Source organism: Gemmatimonadota bacterium, from assembly GCA_016712265.1.
Taxonomy (GTDB): Bacteria; Gemmatimonadota; Gemmatimonadetes; order Gemmatimonadales; family Gemmatimonadaceae; genus RBC101.
Genome location: JADJRJ010000010.1, coordinates 1 through 14,184, shown reverse-complemented (window position 1 = coordinate 14,184; position 14,184 = coordinate 1). Strand labels below are relative to the sequence as shown.

Annotated in this window: 24 protein-coding genes; all 24 read left to right on the top strand. The window is 67.8% G+C overall.

Annotation, left to right across the window (positions count from 1 at the left end):
• The first annotated feature begins 6 nt into the window (after positions 1–6).
• Positions 7–435, top strand: a complete 429-nt coding sequence (locus tag IPK85_01270; GenBank protein MBK8246025.1) for a hypothetical protein — start codon at positions 7–9, stop codon at positions 433–435.
• 87 nt (positions 436–522) lie between these two features.
• On the top strand, positions 523–822 hold the full coding sequence (locus IPK85_01265) for a hypothetical protein (protein ID MBK8246024.1): 300 nt from the start codon (positions 523–525) through the stop codon (positions 820–822).
• Between the two features lie 19 nt (positions 823–841).
• On the top strand, positions 842–1,618 hold the full coding sequence (locus IPK85_01260) for a hypothetical protein (protein ID MBK8246023.1): 777 nt from the start codon (positions 842–844) through the stop codon (positions 1,616–1,618).
• Entirely contained in the window at positions 1,615–1,977 is a 363-nt protein-coding gene (locus tag IPK85_01255) for a hypothetical protein (GenBank protein ID MBK8246022.1), read from the top strand. The genes IPK85_01260 and IPK85_01255 overlap by 4 nt, the downstream gene beginning before the upstream one ends.
• Positions 1,977–2,423: a hypothetical protein gene (locus tag IPK85_01250; GenBank protein ID MBK8246021.1), complete on the top strand. Its 447-nt coding sequence runs from the start codon at positions 1,977–1,979 to the stop codon at positions 2,421–2,423. The genes IPK85_01255 and IPK85_01250 overlap by 1 nt, the downstream gene beginning before the upstream one ends.
• 94 nt (positions 2,424–2,517) lie before the next feature.
• Positions 2,518–3,060: a hypothetical protein gene (locus IPK85_01245; GenBank protein MBK8246020.1), complete on the top strand. Its 543-nt coding sequence runs from the start codon at positions 2,518–2,520 to the stop codon at positions 3,058–3,060.
• Between the two features lie 29 nt (positions 3,061–3,089).
• On the top strand, positions 3,090–3,818 hold the full coding sequence (locus tag IPK85_01240; GenBank protein MBK8246019.1) for a hypothetical protein: 729 nt from the start codon (positions 3,090–3,092) through the stop codon (positions 3,816–3,818).
• Positions 3,819–3,837: 19 nt separating this feature from the next.
• Positions 3,838–4,539: a hypothetical protein gene (locus IPK85_01235; GenBank protein MBK8246018.1), complete on the top strand. Its 702-nt coding sequence runs from the start codon at positions 3,838–3,840 to the stop codon at positions 4,537–4,539.
• A 2-nt stretch (positions 4,540–4,541) separates the two neighbouring features.
• Positions 4,542–5,234 carry a hypothetical protein gene (locus IPK85_01230; protein ID MBK8246017.1) on the top strand — a complete coding sequence of 231 codons (693 nt, stop codon included), beginning with the start codon at positions 4,542–4,544 and terminating at the stop codon, positions 5,232–5,234.
• A gap of 97 nt (positions 5,235–5,331) precedes the next feature.
• Positions 5,332–6,600: a hypothetical protein gene (locus IPK85_01225; protein MBK8246016.1), complete on the top strand. Its 1,269-nt coding sequence runs from the start codon at positions 5,332–5,334 to the stop codon at positions 6,598–6,600.
• 7 nt (positions 6,601–6,607) lie between these two features.
• Positions 6,608–7,600 (top strand): hypothetical protein, encoded by a 993-nt coding sequence (locus tag IPK85_01220; protein MBK8246015.1) that lies wholly within the window; start codon positions 6,608–6,610, stop codon positions 7,598–7,600.
• Entirely contained in the window at positions 7,597–8,025 is a 429-nt protein-coding gene (locus IPK85_01215) for a hypothetical protein (protein MBK8246014.1), read from the top strand. Before IPK85_01220 ends, IPK85_01215 begins: the two co-directional genes overlap by 4 nt.
• A gap of 61 nt (positions 8,026–8,086) precedes the next feature.
• Positions 8,087–8,650, top strand: coding sequence for a hypothetical protein (locus IPK85_01210; protein ID MBK8246013.1), 564 nt, complete (start codon positions 8,087–8,089; stop codon positions 8,648–8,650).
• Entirely contained in the window at positions 8,647–8,892 is a 246-nt protein-coding gene (locus IPK85_01205; GenBank protein MBK8246012.1) for a hypothetical protein, read from the top strand. Before IPK85_01210 ends, IPK85_01205 begins: the two co-directional genes overlap by 4 nt.
• Complete coding sequence (locus tag IPK85_01200) at positions 8,892–9,515, top strand: hypothetical protein (GenBank protein MBK8246011.1); 624 nt, start codon at positions 8,892–8,894, stop codon at positions 9,513–9,515. The genes IPK85_01205 and IPK85_01200 overlap by 1 nt, the downstream gene beginning before the upstream one ends.
• Positions 9,516–10,092: 577 nt before the next feature.
• Positions 10,093–10,356 (top strand): hypothetical protein, encoded by a 264-nt coding sequence (locus IPK85_01195; GenBank protein ID MBK8246010.1) that lies wholly within the window; start codon positions 10,093–10,095, stop codon positions 10,354–10,356.
• Positions 10,353–10,598 (top strand): hypothetical protein, encoded by a 246-nt coding sequence (locus tag IPK85_01190; GenBank protein ID MBK8246009.1) that lies wholly within the window; start codon positions 10,353–10,355, stop codon positions 10,596–10,598. Before IPK85_01195 ends, IPK85_01190 begins: the two co-directional genes overlap by 4 nt.
• 1 nt (position 10,599) lies before the next feature.
• The gene (locus tag IPK85_01185) at positions 10,600–11,430 is read left to right on the top strand and encodes a hypothetical protein (GenBank protein MBK8246008.1); all 831 of its coding nucleotides are present in this window, start codon (positions 10,600–10,602) and stop codon (positions 11,428–11,430) included.
• Positions 11,431–11,440: 10 nt separating this feature from the next.
• Complete coding sequence (locus IPK85_01180; protein ID MBK8246007.1) at positions 11,441–11,815, top strand: hypothetical protein; 375 nt, start codon at positions 11,441–11,443, stop codon at positions 11,813–11,815.
• Positions 11,793–11,981, top strand: a complete 189-nt coding sequence (locus tag IPK85_01175; protein ID MBK8246006.1) for a hypothetical protein — start codon at positions 11,793–11,795, stop codon at positions 11,979–11,981. The genes IPK85_01180 and IPK85_01175 overlap by 23 nt, the downstream gene beginning before the upstream one ends.
• A complete protein-coding gene (locus tag IPK85_01170) occupies positions 11,978–12,634 on the top strand; it encodes a hypothetical protein (GenBank protein ID MBK8246005.1) in 657 nt (218 codons plus the stop codon). Before IPK85_01175 ends, IPK85_01170 begins: the two co-directional genes overlap by 4 nt.
• Positions 12,631–13,152, top strand: coding sequence for a hypothetical protein (locus IPK85_01165; GenBank protein MBK8246004.1), 522 nt, complete (start codon positions 12,631–12,633; stop codon positions 13,150–13,152). The genes IPK85_01170 and IPK85_01165 overlap by 4 nt, the downstream gene beginning before the upstream one ends.
• Positions 13,153–13,287: 135 nt before the next feature.
• Positions 13,288–13,581 (top strand): hypothetical protein, encoded by a 294-nt coding sequence (locus IPK85_01160; GenBank protein MBK8246003.1) that lies wholly within the window; start codon positions 13,288–13,290, stop codon positions 13,579–13,581.
• Positions 13,582–13,583: 2 nt separating this feature from the next.
• The coding region (locus IPK85_01155; protein ID MBK8246002.1) for a hypothetical protein at positions 13,584–14,184 on the top strand (601 nt) is incomplete at its 3' end.

The window sequence follows — 14,184 nt, the reverse complement described above, 5'->3', positions numbered from 1 at the left end:
CACGTCATGCCCGTCTACACCCTCGGAAACGCCTCCATGCCCACGACCGACGCGAACGTCGTCAGTCGTGACGCCATCACCCAGCTGCAGGCCCAGGCGGCCTCGGGCGTCGTCACGCCCCAGGACGCGGCTCAGGCCGCCATCGGCACGGTGAGCATCGGCGAGCAGCTCGCCAACCAGATCGCACAGCCCGCGCCCTCGCGCGGCGGCGCGCTCAACCCGAGCGCCTTCGACGCTCCGCGACAGCGCAGCTACACGAGCGGCTGCGGCGTCATGCCGGGACGCCCCGTCGTGCCCAACACGGGCTACGCGTGGGGTGGCAGCGCCGCGCCGCACGAGCTCGCCGTGCTCGAGGCGCGCCAGCGCAAGGTGGGCCTCGGCTTCCTTGCGCTCGGCGCCATCGCCGTCGCAGCGGTACTTGCCGCGTCCCGCTGACTCGGTGTATGCTGATGTAGGCAAAGGTAGCCCGCTGTAGGCGCACCGTTCGAACCCTTCCTGTTCCTCCCTGCCGAAAGATCCATCATGGCCAAGAAGAAGTCCTCGCCGTCGAAGAAGAAGTCCTCCACCAAGCGCAGCTCTGGCGCGGGCTGCTCGTGCGGCACCATCAACCGCAAGACCGGGCCCAGCTCGGCCAAGTGGACCCAGTGCCGCAAGAAGGGCAAGTTCGTGCGCATGCAGCGCCCGGGTGGCAAGGGCATCGAGTGCAGCCAGTACACCTACGAGGGGAAGGTCGTGCGCCGCTGCTACAAGCGCGCGAAGAACGAGCTCACCCAGCGGATGAACTGGGTGCCGACGCCGATGCTGAAGAAGTGCGGCAACTGAGCTCGCGCTGAGGCACGACATGACCACCGCCGCAGAACGCAGAGCGCTCGATGCCCGCCGGCAGTTGGCGGTGGCCATGCTGGCCTACGCCTACCTGATGGCGGCGTACCGGGAGAGCCCCTCGGCGAGCCCGCTGCACACGCTGTTCGTGCAGTGGTACCTGGCCAACCGGAGCCTCTACCCGGATGACAGCGTCCTGCGCTCGATGGAGGCTGCGCGCAGCCAGCAGCTCACCTCGACGACGGGTTACACGGTGCTGTCCGGCTACGCGCTTGGCATTGCGCTCGCGGCGATGGCGCCCGCGTTCCTCACCGTGTGGCGGCGCTCGGCCATTCCGGCCCAGCAGGCGGCGCTCGGTGACTGGATGGAGTCGAGCGGGTTCTTCACGGCGGCCGGCACAGCGCCCGCGCTCGACCTGTTGGACGCGCAGCTGCGCGTCACGCTCGACCCCGTGCGCGCGGCGCCGATGGCGAACCAGCTCATGGGCTCGTTCATCAACACAGGCACCCTGCCGCGCCGAGAGCAGCCCGTTCCCGGCTCCACACCGGGCGAGATCCGGGCGTTGGAGTACGAGGGTGTCCCGTTGCCGGAGGGCCCCAAGGGCTCGAGCAGCGCCTCGAGCGCGGCCTCATCAGGTGAGGCCTCGAGCTCGGGCACCAGCATGACCACGTCGCAGGCGAGCCTGCCGAGCCCCTTCCGTTCGACTGATACGGCGCGCCTCGCGCTGGGCATCGGCGGACTCATCCTGGCGGGCACAGGCCTCTACTACTTCATCCAGTCCCAGGTCAAGCGATGAACGAGAAGCCCGTCTACATCATCGACGGCGACATGCCTCCGCTCGCGGAGACGGGGCAGCGCTCGCTCCTCCCGCCCGACCAGTCCGTGGGCGCCTACAAGGGCGCCGAGGGGCAGATCTACGGCGCGGTGCCGCTGCCGAAGCCGGGCGACTACAACCCCGGCGCGACCTCGGTGTCCTCGGGTATGATCCCCGTGGCCGACGCCGACGTGCCGGCCACCGACATCGAGCCGCTCAACATCACGGCCTGGTTCGGCAAGAGCTGGGTGAAGTGGGGTGCCGCGGGCGTGCTGGCCGGCGCGGCCGGCCACGTGGGCTACCAGGCGTGGCGCAAGCGCCGCGGGCGAGGAGGGCGCTGATGGACGTCATGACGATCGACTCCTTGGACGGCCTGCGCAGCACGAAGCGGCGCGGTCTTGCAGGCGCTGCGAGCGACTACGATGTGCTGGCCAACCAGCAGCTGGTGATGGCCGATTTCGAAGATCTGGCCGAGACGGGTGCGATCCCGCAATCGGTCATCGACAGCGTGCGCTCTCGCTTCGAGCGCGTCAACGCCCAATTCGAGGCCCTTGTCTCAACGGTGGAGGGCTATCAGCCGGACGCTGGCGTGACCCCCGAAGTGCTCGAGCGCGCCGCGCAGCAGAGCCCTTCTGCGTGGAGCGAACACATGCGCGCAGCGGCGGACTTGTACTCCGACGTGCGCGCCATCGTGGGCCGTGAAAGCGCTCTCTCGAAGCTGCGATCAGCGGCTGCGTTCAGCGTGGGAGCGGCCCTCGGCGTCCTCCTCATGAGGCGCTTGACCTGAGAAAAAACATCGCCCAGCAGGCCGATGTGGCTGATGGGGTTGCCAAACACACACTGTAGGTGGTACACCTACACACACAGGAGTAATCCGAGCCATGGCCAAGAAGTCCAAGTCGAAGAAGTCCCGCAAGAGCCTCAAGGGCATGATGAAGATGCAGTCGCCCGTCGCGGCCGTCCTCATCAGCGGTGGCGCCACCGCTGCCACCGTCCTCGGCATCCGCCAGTTCGTGACGCCCACGGACGAGCTCACGCGCAACGTGACCAAGCACGCGCCGCTCGTCGGCATCGCGGTGGGCATGGTGCCCGCGCTGATGGCGGCCAAGGGCAACAAGGCACTGGCCATGGCCGGCGGTGTGGCCTCGCTGCTCGTCGGTGGCACCATCTTCGCGACGCAGCACCAGCCGCCGAGCATGGTGGCCGCCGCGGACAGCGTGGCCGGTCTGCGCGGCATGGGCGCCATCGTGCCCCAGCTCTCGGGCCGCCGCAACGGCATGGGCGCCATCATGATGGAGCAGCTGCGCGGTAACGACCAGGGCCAGGGCGCGGTCATCGACCTCGCGGGCGCGCGTCGCAAGGCGGGCCTCGCCGCGCTGACGGGCACCGTGTCCACCTCGGCCTTCGGCACCAGCACCTACTGAGGCTTCGGCCTCGCGGAGAACCCACGACCATGAGTGTCAACCAGATCACGCAGATCCGTCTCCAGGACGGGCGCACCATCAGCCTCACCGACTGGAGCAGCCGGCGCCTGTACTCGACGGCCGACATCCTGAACGGTGCGACCGATCAGGAGCTGCGCCTGTTCTCGTACACCGAGGGTGACTCGATCGTCACCACGGACAACATGCCCGCGTCGAGCCGTCGCATCGCGACGCTGAACGACACGAACATCCAGACGGCGAACCAGCTGGCCTCCACCGAGGAGTTCCTGGTGTACGCCATCGAGAACGAGCTCTACTGCCGCAGCCACGACGAGAACCCTGAGGAAGGCTTGCCGATCTTTATCGGCGCGGCTGGGCAGCCGGGCCTGAACTACACCACGATGAAGGCGCTGCATTTGCAGCTGCTCCTCGAGCTGGACATCAGCGAGAAGACCTTCCCGATCTCAAGCATCGGGCGCTTCGCCCCGGGCTTCGGCGCGGTGGTGACTCCGGCCCTGACCGGAGACCTCTCGGCCCTCGCGATCGCCGAGAACAGCGTGCAGTCGCGCGACGCGGTGGAGAGCCTCTCCATCCCGCTGCACATCGGTGGCACCGAGGAGTACTCGGTCATCCTCCACAACCCGACCGGCCAGGCGATCGACACCTACGACAACGACGGTGTCGCCGCCACGGCGGAAACGCGGGTCATCACGGCGCGCGTGTCGCTGTGTGGCCTCCACAAGCGGCCCACGGCCTGATCAGGAGCACGAAGACACCATGGCGTTCATCGACAAGGTTCGACTGGGGAATGGCGACGTCGTGCGCCCAGTCGATTGGAGCTCGACTCCGTACTGGAGTACGGTCGAGATCAACGACGGCAACATCGAGACGCTCAAGGCGTTCGGCTACGGCATCGGGGGCGACGTCCCCGGCAGCCCGGGTCCGCGCAAGAGCACGAAGCTCGACACGAACCTCAAGGGTGACGGCGGCGTCATCCAGGAGCAGAACGAGCTGCTGCTGCACACGATCCAGATCGAGTGCATGCAGACCGTCACCGACCCCGCGCTGCTCTTCTCGAGCGCCGAGTTCCAGCCCGATGCGCCCTTCGTGTCCGGCCCCAACATGAAGCGCCTCCAGCGCGACGTGATGGTCGAGCTCCGCATCGCGAACACGAAGAGCTACTGCGAGCAGCCCCTCGGGTTCTTCCCGGCGGGCGCGGGTGTGAACCCGGTGCTGGGCGCGGCGACGCGCAACACGGGCCCCGGCGTGCCCTTCATCATCGGTCAGAACGGCGGCGGCTCGGTGTACAACAACCGCCAGTTCGCCACCCCGCACCACATCGGCGCGGGTGAGGCGTTCGCGATCAACCTCAAGTTCCCGTGGGGCCAGGTGCGTAACCTGAACCTCGGGACGGACCCCAACGCGCGCGTTCGCGTGCGCATCTACGCCGCGGGCTACCGCGCGCGTCCGGTGGCGTGATCATGAGCAGTCTCAGCACACTTCGACTCAACGACGGCAGCACTCTCGACATCAGCGAGTGGCTGCACGACCCCCTCTACAGCGCCGCCGACTTCACGAGCGGGGACCAGTTCAACCTGGACCTCTTCTCGTACACGGTGGGTCAGAACGTGACGCGCACGTCGAGCTCCGCCGCGCGCATCGCGAACGCTGGGGACACCAACCTCGTGCGCGCGCGCCAGATGAACCAGGACGAGGCCATGGTGGTCTACGCCATCACCTGGGAGCTGTTCCAGGCGGAGGTGAGCCCCCGGGTCTTCCCGCCGGTGCTGGCCAACAGCGCGCCCTCCCCGCTCATCAACGGGCAGGATCTCGCCGTGCTCCAGCGCGACACCCTCATCGAGCTCAAGGTCGGTGCGGGCATCAAGAAGCCCCAGGTCGAGCTGCCCCTGTCGCAGCTGGGCATGAGCCTCGACACGCGTTGCAGCGTGGCGACCGGGCTCGCGGGCGTGAACATCGGCTCGGCTGGCGAGGCGACCCCCGCCAACCAGCAGAAGTTCAAGATCCCCGTGTTCGTCGGTGGCACCGGCGAGAACGCGCGCCCTGGCAACAGCCGCGTGTTCCACCTCACGTGGAAGTCCCTGCGACCCGTGACGCTGCTCAGCAGCGGCACCGCCCGGTTCTTCCTCGACGGCCTGCGCAAGCGCCCGGCCTGATCACCTGCTCGAGCTGGCGACGCGCCCCCTGGACCCTGCCCCTCGGGGCGCGTTGCCAGGGGGCGCGTTTCCGTTGTAAGGTCCCGAAGGCAACTCGATGAGCCACACCCCGCACTACATCAGCCAGCATGGCGACGTCCCCGACATGAACGTCGAGGGTTACGCGACGGGCCGCGACGAGGCGCTCTACGAGCCCCGCGCGCTGTGGCAGGTGGTGGACGTGCCCTTCACGAACCAGCTCGGTGTGGAGGGCCCTGAGGTCGTCCTCGAGGGTACCGAGTGGCAGAACGGGTCGCGCTACGACTTCGTGCTGACCCACCTCATCCTGAGCCCCATCAACTCCTGCGTCACGAACGACGCGTACGAGGTGCTGCAGAATGTCACGGTGAGCGTCGCGCACAGCGCGAGCCCCATTGACGTCCAGCGCTTCAGCCCGGCCCTCGGGCAGTGCCTGCCCATCGCACCCTCGCCGACCTTCGGGGACTTATCGATGGGGCAGTTCATGCCCTACGACTCGAGCCCTCGGCAGGTCCCGCCGACGGTCAACCCACGCACGCGCGCGGTGCTCTTCGCCCAGCCGCGCATCTTCGACGTGGCCCGCTGGCAGTTCGACATGCCCTACCGCCTGGTGCGCCGCGGTGTGGTGCAATTTGGGCTGAGCTCCTTGGGTGCTCCGAATCTCGGTGTGAACGATGACGCGGAGAAGCTGAACATCACGATGGGGTTCGACGAGGCGTGGAGTTCTGGCAGTGCCTTCCGTCAGCAGATGCGCACTTCTCGTGGCCGTTTGCTGGCTGTCAACGGTGCTGGGACGCCGTGGGGTTCGCCGCTGCAGGCAGGCCCCAGCTTGGACGCCAACACGAACGGGGTTGCGTGGCCTCCCGAGTCGCAGTTCAATCCTCGAGACTGGCAGAGGCAGGAAACGTTGCGTGGTGGCGGTGACGGCTCCGGCTGGCTGCAAGGCTTCACGGTGCATCTGCCGAACAACAACGGCGTTCGTGGGCTGGACAACCTCCCAGCGGCAGACGGCTATCCGCCAGATAGCGGCGTTTCGCTCGCCACACGTCTCGCAGTGCGCGCCAAGACCACGAACGGCGGAACCAATCGGTCCTGGTGGCGTGACGGTGCGCCCTTGGTGTTGGTGTCCCCCACCATCGGTGCGGGTGCGTGCATGAAGCTACAGACGCCCATTCGCCTCGGGAGCCGCGAGCAACTGCGGATCACGCTGCGCTCCGAGGGCAAGAACAACCTCTTGGCGGCGGTGACTGGTGGCATCGATCCGAACCCCATCGAGCAGGACCGCGAGTCCCCCGGCAACCACAAGGTGGGCGTCTCGCTCACCGGCTACGCCATCGTCAAGGACTGACCGACCCATGGAATTTCAGAAGCCTTCGCCGAACGACCTCGCGCCCCTCTACCAGCAGTACGCCGACGTGGCCAAGAGCCACATCGCGGACGTCTCGGGGCGACGCTACGAGCCGCGTGCGTACTTCCAGGAGTACGTGTTCTCGACCGACCAGGAGCTGTCCTACCCGGACACCTCGGTGTGGCGCAACGGGGAGCAGTTCCCGGTCGTCATCACGCACATCACGGCGGCCATGCGCGGCAACAGGCAGCGCACGGATGAACAGTACCCGCAGCAGGGGAGCCCCGCGCTCATCAGCGACTACTCGATGCGCATCGTGAGCCACGACGCGAGCTACATGTCGAGCGAGTACCTTCCCATCCCCGCGTGGCACAACCGCCGCAACGCCGCCTCGGACGTGTTCGGCGCGAGCACGACGAGCTGGATCTTCGACCATCCGACCATCCTCGGCAACCGCTCGAGCTTCAAGGTTCAGGTGCGCCTCGAGCGGCCCCCCATCGACACGGAGGGCGGTGCGAGCTCGCGCATCTGCTCGGTGAAGTTCGACTGCCTCGGAGTGAACACCCGGCGCCCCTACAACCTCGGGGCCCGGCTCACGCTCGCGAACGACGGGCTCGCCACGTTCGACAGCAGCAAGCTCAGCAACACGGTGGGCGAGCCCCTGCAGGTCATCGGCGTGACGTTCACGCTCGGCTCCGAGGCCCCGGGCTTCATGGCCGACATCACGCAGCTGCGCGCGCGCATCATGGTGGACGGCACAGGCACGAGCCAGAGCTGGTCCTACGGCGGCGGCGTCTCGCCGATGCCGCACGAGTTCGTGCCGGTGTCGCTCCTCGGCATCACCTCAGGCCTCTGCGTGTGCCACAAGCTGCCTGGCAAGGGCTGGCTGTGGGACCCGGGCCAGGGCGTTGACCCTACGCTCAAGTACGATGGATCCATCGCACGCGCGACCGAAGAGGCCGTGATGCTCGGGTTCATCGGCTACACGGTGATCACATGAGCCACCGCCCGACGCAGATGCGGCGCCGCACGGTCACGGAGGCCGCGCGCATCCTGCACCCCGAGCCGGGGGCGGGCCTGCGACGCGTGTCCATCACCGCGGCCTCGGGCAACTCGCCGCAGGTGGCCGTCGCGCTCTTCCCGTACGCGGCCATGCCAGGCGACATCCCGGAGCTCGACGACGCGGGCTCGCTGAACCGGATCGAGTCCGTGACGGTCACGGGCGCTTCGCGCGGCAAGGACGGGCCGGTTGCCCCGGGCAGCCTCGACGATCTCGGGCGCGCCGGCAAGTCGTACCTCATGCCGGTGTTCGACGCGAACATGCTCGACCTGTGCGTGACGCTGACCGAGGACCAGTACATCGAGGCGCAGGCCGTCAACACGGGCTACGCGATCCTCGTCATCACCGTGGAGTACCTCGACTGATGCCCATCACGATGCCCGCAGACGTTCGTCTGCCGGCGTGGAGCGCACCCACGCTGATTTTATGGCGACGGCCGACACTGTGGCGCGGCAGTGCAACGAGCTCGGCAAGTGCAGCCACGCAGTGGTCGCGCAGTGGCAGAACCTCGCCGACCGTTGGGAGGCTTGGTACACGCGCGAGTGGGATGATGGCTACGGTCTGTGGGGCGGCGACCTCACCACAGCCGAGCGCTTCGGCACCGAGCTGCTGGCTGTGCGCCGGGCCCTCACGGGGCAGGGGTTCAACTTCTACGGCGTCATCACGCGCACCGAGGACCCCCTCGAGACGCACAGCGGCGCGCAGGATCAGCGCACGAAGCGCTACCTCGGGTACGCCGCAGCTGCGGCCGGAGTGACCGTTGCCGTGTTCGGCATCTGGCAGCTCGTCAAGATCCGAGCCGTGAGCAACATGGCGCTGAATGGACTGCCCTCGGGCGCTTTCTCGGGGGCGCGCTTCCCCGTCAAGAGCTCGCCTACGCGCAAGCGTGCACGCGGCGGCACCAGCTTGGCTGGCCGGCGGACCCCCGCGCGTGGTAAGAAGGGTCGTGGCCTCCGGGGCCGCGAGTACAACATGGAGGTCATGCCGTGAACTCTACCATCACCCAGCTGTTGCAACGCACCCTTCATGGGGTGGCCGACATGCGCCGCGCTGCCGTGGCGCGCGAGGGCACCGAGTACGACAGCGGTCAGCGCGCCCAGCGGGCCGTGGCCGGATACGGCAAGCGCAGCTCGAGCGCGGCGGCGCAGGGCGGCACGAAGTGCACTCCATGCGCGGCCGCAGCCTACGTCCAGAAGTCGCGCGCTGAAGTGCAGAAGATGCGGGGGGTCTGATGTACACCCTCCCGCTCCATGGTGGCCACCCGGGCCTCTACGGCAGGCACAGCCGAAGCCTCGGCATCGTAACGCCTCCCACGGCGGTACAGCCCAAGCTGCCGCTCACGCAGGCGCAGGCCATGGCCCAGCAGAACGCCTCCGTTGCCGATGGCGCGGCGCTGGCCGCCGAGAACGCTCCGGGCGCGCCCGTGATGATCCCGGTCATGCAACTGCAGCAGGCGCTGGTGGCGCACTTCGGCATCGAGTCCATGCGCCACAGCTGCGGTGCGGGGACATGCGACGGTCGCTGGGGCGCTGGTACCGAGCGGATGCTGGATCGCGTCTTCGACTTGCTCGGCCTGTCGCACAGCGAAGCAACCTACGAGGTGAAGGGGCGCTCCGTGCTGTTGCCGGGCCCCGTCGCCACGTGGGTGCTGGTGCGTTCGGGATCGTACCTGCCCACACCCAACCGTGATCGTGATCCAGAGGCGCCGCAGGACATCTTGCCACCGGAAGAGCCCTACGAGTCTCCTTACCGCGTGCGCGGCCCGAACGTGTGGCTCATCGTGGGCGGCGTGACGGCCGCGCTCGGCGTGGGCGCGCTCGGCTTCGTCGTGTGGAAGAAGCGGGGTAGGCGCTGATGGGTGCTTGGGTAAGTGTACTCGATGTGAATCGCGCTCTTCAGCACTGGCGCGTGGGCACCCTTCCTGCGGAAGCATGCAGCAGCTACACCACGTGCAGCCCCTTGTGGTCGCGCTACACGGATTCTGGTTTGCGGTCTGTCTACTTGGGCGTGCTGCATACACGTCCACCTGATGCGTTCAACGTCTCCGAAGACGGCATGGGTGTGGAGCTGGATGCTGGTTTGCTGGAGTGGTGGCGTGGTTGGTCAGCTAGCGCTGCAGCGCACCACTCTGACTCGTTGCGTGCACCTGCGCCAAGCAGTGGTGGCGGTGGTTGGGGCCCGAATGTGCGTGGCATGGGCTACGCGTACCTCAGCCTGGGCGTCGCTGCTGTCGTGGTCGGGTTCGTCGTGTGGAAGAAGCGGGGGGCGCTGATGGCAAACCAGTACCGTACGGTGCAACAGATCCACAGCTTTGGTGGCTCGGTGTGGTGCGGCAGCAGGATGGGTCGTTGTTCACGCAAAGCGGGCGGCGTTTCACATCCTGCGCTGAGCAGGTTTGCCACGGGACATTCGACATCGACCCGCTGCACGGCGTGTACGACGCGTTGCACATCGAGCGCCCACCGTACTGGGAGTGGCGTGCTGGTGACGTGGCCCTCGCCCCGTCTGTTGCCGCATGGGTTGACGATCACGCAGCGCGCTACGTCGAGGCCGCGCGCATGACACCGTACAGCATGCCGCCACAGGCATCAGCTCCGGGGCCGAACGTGCGTGGCATGGGCTACGCGTACCTCAGCCTGGGCGTCGCTGCTGTCGTGGTCGGGTTCGTCGTGTGGAAGAAGCGGGGGCGCCGGTGATCAAGCGGAAGGCCCGCTGCGCGCACCCGGGCTGCGACGCGCGCCCGAAGGACGTCACGGACGGCCACCTGTTTTACCTGGGCGACGTGCCAGCCGCGTGGGTCTGCTCGGAGCACGTGCAGCGCGCGGAGAAGCTCGTCGAGGGCACGTCCGAGGTGCTCGCCGAGGGCGCGCGGCTCGTCGGGCAGCGGATCGTGAAGGGCGGCGCCAACAAGCTGGCGGCCTTCCTGTTTGGAGAGTGAGATGCGCAACGACCAGAGCACACGGCGCGACGACCAGGCCAGCGACTCACTCAGCTACGTGGGACCTAACGGCGCGCTCGTTCCCCTCGAAGGCGGCGAGGCGGGACCCCGTTTCGTGCCGGCGGTCGAGCGCGGCGCGGCCACGCTCTACACGGTGGTGCGCAAGGGGCTCATCGACGACTACGCCACCTGGCGCATCGGGCAGTACCTGCCGTGCGACGAGGTGCAGGTGCCCGGCGAGGCCTACGACATCGGCGACGCCATCGACGTCTCGGACGTGGGCACGATCCTCTGGATTCTGAACTACGTCCCGCCGAACGTAGAAGACGAGGCCGTGCGCATGAGCTACGTGCTCAGCACTATCATGGAGGTGAGCAACAACGGCTCCCGCTGGGTGCCCTACACGTTGCTCGACAACGCGTTCAGCCAACTGAACCTGAGCGGCGACTCGAGCCAGCCTGAGCCCGTGGGCGTCGGCACGGTGTACGCGACGCGCAGCGTCTACGCGTCCGAAATCCGGTCGCCCAACATGCTCGCGGGCGACACGCCCGAGCCGCCCTACAGCATCGAGCGCCGCATCGACCAGCCGGTGTTCGAGGTGGACGCTTCCGCTCCGCCGAATCCGCCGGCTGAAGAGCCCCAGGTCTTCCCCATCGGGTTCCACTTCACCTACGACGTGGCGCCCTTCACGCACGTGCGCCTGCGCTGGAAGCACATCCGTGTGGATGCTGCGGGAACCTTCGTGGCCGCCGGCGCGGCCTCGAGCGTCGATCCGCGCGACCCCGCGCTGAACGGCTACGTGACCATCAACTACGTGCTGTTGAACGGCTGAGGAGCACCCGATGAGCCGGCAGACTTTCCCGAACACGATCCCCATCTGGGCGCGCCGTGTTGTGAGCGCCTTCATCCCTGTGATGAACCCGGCGCCCCCAGCGGGTGACATCATCGTGGGCGATGGTGTTGGTGGTTTGGCGGACGGCGGTGCAACCATCTCGGACCTCGTGATCGCAACGGCCACCGCCCAGACCACCGCCACCGACGCGCTCTACCCCCTCGTCCAGACCGCGCACACGTCGGCCACCAAGACGCTCGCGGCCGGCGACGCGGGTGACATCATCCCGCTGAACGCGGCCAGCAACGCGATCGCGGTGACCATCCCGCACACCTCTTCGCGGCGGGCGGCACTGGTCGCGCGTGGAGCTGCGGCTTCTACGTGACATCGGTCGCGGGCGGCGCGGTGACCTTCGTGGGCTCGGGCGGCACGTGATCAAGTACTTCGGCAAGAAGCCTAGCGCGACCGCCATCGCGGCGAACGACACCATCTTCGTGACCGTCGTGAGCGCGACCCTGGCGCACGTCTGGATCAGCGCGGAGATCCCATGATGATGTTCGGCCAGGGCGTGATGGCGACGACGGGCTCTCGGCTCACCCTGCCAACCACGAACCTACTCGCGGCCTACGACGCGCGTGTGGGCGTGACCAACGTATCGGGCGCGTGCTCCGCGTGGGCTGATCAGAGCGGCAACGGGTGGCACGCGACGCAGGCGACAGCTGGCAACCGCCCGACGATCACGACAGCGGATGGTTACGCGTCGCTGTATTTCGACGGAACGAACGACTCTCTGATCAACACTGGCATCACGGCTGTGGCAGGGCCAAGGACGATCTACGCGGTAATCAAACCGAACACACTGCGCGGTATTTTCGACACACAGACAGGCCGCCTGCTCGTAGGCGGCGTATCCACATATCGACTCCTGGACACGGGATTCCGTGACTCGTCGGTTGCCGTCACGACGACCAGGCAGCGCGTGACGTACCAACAAGACAGCTCGTTATTCAGCTTTTGGCGCAACGGCGTAGCCGCTACGCCTGTTGCGTGTGGGGCAAATACCGCGATCGGTGGCGCGTCTAGGATCGGTTCGGACTACACAGGCGCCTATGCCACTGACGGCCACATCCTCGCGCTGTTCATCTACAACGCCGCGCGCAACACCGCAGTCGAGGACTACATCACGCAGGAGTGGGGCGTATGAGGTTCCACGGCACAGCAATGGAGTGCGCCGAGATCATCGCACAGCTTGACGTCGCCCACGGCTATCCACGCGGGTACACTCAGGCCGACATCGACTCGGGGCTCGTGGTGCGCGTCGGCGGCGGGATCCACGTGCCGCTCGACCAGATCCGCACGGAGACGATCGCCGCAGTGCAAGCCGTCCGCGTGGGCGCAGACGGGCGCCCGGTCGACGGGGAGCGCGTGGCGCACCTTCCGCCGCTGGACGCACCGAACAAGGCCCGCGTGGCAAAGGCGCGCGTGCTGCGGCTGCTCAACCGTGGCTCACGGGACGCGCTGCTAGCGGTGCCGGGCATCGGGGCCACGCGCGCAGACGCCATCATCGCGCGTCGTGCAACAGGCCGGCTCATCAGCATCGAAGACGTGCGAGACGCGGTGCCGGCCTCCACGGCGCAAGCGCTGCGGGACTACGCGCTCACGAAGATCAGCGATGACGACGCGGACGAGACCGGCGTCGCAGCAAAGGCGGTGCAGAAGTGACCGACCCCGTGCAGACCACGCAGCAGACCAGCGCCGTGGTGGACTCCGCCGGCGGGCCCGGCGTGGGTGGTCTACTGACTTGGTGGTGCGCCGCGGTGGCGCAGTTTGGCGTGCTGCTGTAGGCTTTAGCCCACCATGATCACGCACACCACCCGACTCCTCGTCATCACCTTCGCGCTCCTCGCTTCCGTGCTCGGGCTCATCGGCGTGAGCATCTGGGGCGACCCCGAGGGCACCACCTTCGGAGTTCTCATCGGCCTCGTCTCGACGCTCGCGCCGGCCTTCTTCGATGCGCTCGAGGTGAAGCGACATGGTGTGGCCCTCACCGGCAGCGCGGCCCCGTCTCGGGACTCCATCGTGCTGGTGGGGCGGCCCGGGCCGGACTTCGCGGAGATCACGGAAGACGAGCTCCTCAACGACCGGAAGTGATCGTGGGTGCGCGCCTCGCAGACCTCCCCCCGGTCGTGCTCCCAGAGCTGGTCGAGAGCGCGCCCTCGGTGCGGCAGCTCCACCCTCCGCCAGCGCCCTCGAGCCTAGCCGAGGTGCGGCGCCTCATCGCCTCGCGCGGCAAGTGGGTCGTGCAGTGGGACCACCTGATCGTGATCCCACAGCACCGGCTCGCGTACCTGGTGCTCGGGGCCTCGCGCGGGCGCACCTACGTGGTGTCCTTCCACCGGCTTCCCGGCGGGCTGCTCTCGTTCGAGGGTCTCTACCAGCTGCCGTTCGACTGGCACGGGGCGGCCGGCAAGCACTTCCACTATGCGCCCGGCGCGCGCCTTGTGGGCGATCGCGATCGCGTCATCGCGGAGCTCGAGCTGCGCGCGCGCAGCTGGTTCCACATCACCGGGGACTTCCTCGACGCGACCGGCGAGCGTAGCTTCGAGAATTGGTTCCACCAGCGCGAGGGGTGCTTCTGGCGCTGGCGCACGAGCTCGCCCACGGCCATGCGCCCCGACGAGCCGCTGGTGCGCTCGCTCGAGTGCGCCTTCCAGCACATCCGCCGGCCGGGCCGCAGGAACCCCGACGTGAAGC

Excerpts from the sequence above, each read along its gene's own strand:
- IPK85_01210 (MBK8246013.1), top strand. The coding sequence starts at position 8,087 with ATGGCGACGGCCGACACTGTGGCGCGGCAGTGCAACGAGCTCGGCAAG.
- IPK85_01250 (MBK8246021.1), top strand. The coding sequence starts at position 1,977 with ATGGACGTCATGACGATCGACTCCTTGGACGGCCTGCGCAGCACGAAG.
- IPK85_01270 (MBK8246025.1), top strand. The coding sequence starts at position 7 with ATGCCCGTCTACACCCTCGGAAACGCCTCCATGCCCACGACCGACGCG.
- IPK85_01180 (MBK8246007.1), top strand. The coding sequence starts at position 11,441 with ATGAGCCGGCAGACTTTCCCGAACACGATCCCCATCTGGGCGCGCCGT.
- IPK85_01220 (MBK8246015.1), top strand. The coding sequence starts at position 6,608 with ATGGAATTTCAGAAGCCTTCGCCGAACGACCTCGCGCCCCTCTACCAG.
- IPK85_01215 (MBK8246014.1), top strand. The coding sequence starts at position 7,597 with ATGAGCCACCGCCCGACGCAGATGCGGCGCCGCACGGTCACGGAGGCC.
- IPK85_01165 (MBK8246004.1), top strand. The coding sequence starts at position 12,631 with ATGAGGTTCCACGGCACAGCAATGGAGTGCGCCGAGATCATCGCACAG.
- IPK85_01200 (MBK8246011.1), top strand. The coding sequence starts at position 8,892 with ATGTACACCCTCCCGCTCCATGGTGGCCACCCGGGCCTCTACGGCAGG.
- IPK85_01260 (MBK8246023.1), top strand. The coding sequence starts at position 842 with ATGACCACCGCCGCAGAACGCAGAGCGCTCGATGCCCGCCGGCAGTTG.
- IPK85_01245 (MBK8246020.1), top strand. The coding sequence starts at position 2,518 with ATGGCCAAGAAGTCCAAGTCGAAGAAGTCCCGCAAGAGCCTCAAGGGC.
- IPK85_01235 (MBK8246018.1), top strand. The coding sequence starts at position 3,838 with ATGGCGTTCATCGACAAGGTTCGACTGGGGAATGGCGACGTCGTGCGC.
- IPK85_01255 (MBK8246022.1), top strand. The coding sequence starts at position 1,615 with ATGAACGAGAAGCCCGTCTACATCATCGACGGCGACATGCCTCCGCTC.
- IPK85_01170 (MBK8246005.1), top strand. The coding sequence starts at position 11,978 with ATGATGATGTTCGGCCAGGGCGTGATGGCGACGACGGGCTCTCGGCTC.
- IPK85_01225 (MBK8246016.1), top strand. The coding sequence starts at position 5,332 with ATGAGCCACACCCCGCACTACATCAGCCAGCATGGCGACGTCCCCGAC.
- IPK85_01265 (MBK8246024.1), top strand. The coding sequence starts at position 523 with ATGGCCAAGAAGAAGTCCTCGCCGTCGAAGAAGAAGTCCTCCACCAAG.
- IPK85_01230 (MBK8246017.1), top strand. The coding sequence starts at position 4,542 with ATGAGCAGTCTCAGCACACTTCGACTCAACGACGGCAGCACTCTCGAC.
- IPK85_01185 (MBK8246008.1), top strand. The coding sequence starts at position 10,600 with ATGCGCAACGACCAGAGCACACGGCGCGACGACCAGGCCAGCGACTCA.
- IPK85_01240 (MBK8246019.1), top strand. The coding sequence starts at position 3,090 with ATGAGTGTCAACCAGATCACGCAGATCCGTCTCCAGGACGGGCGCACC.
- IPK85_01160 (MBK8246003.1), top strand. The coding sequence starts at position 13,288 with ATGATCACGCACACCACCCGACTCCTCGTCATCACCTTCGCGCTCCTC.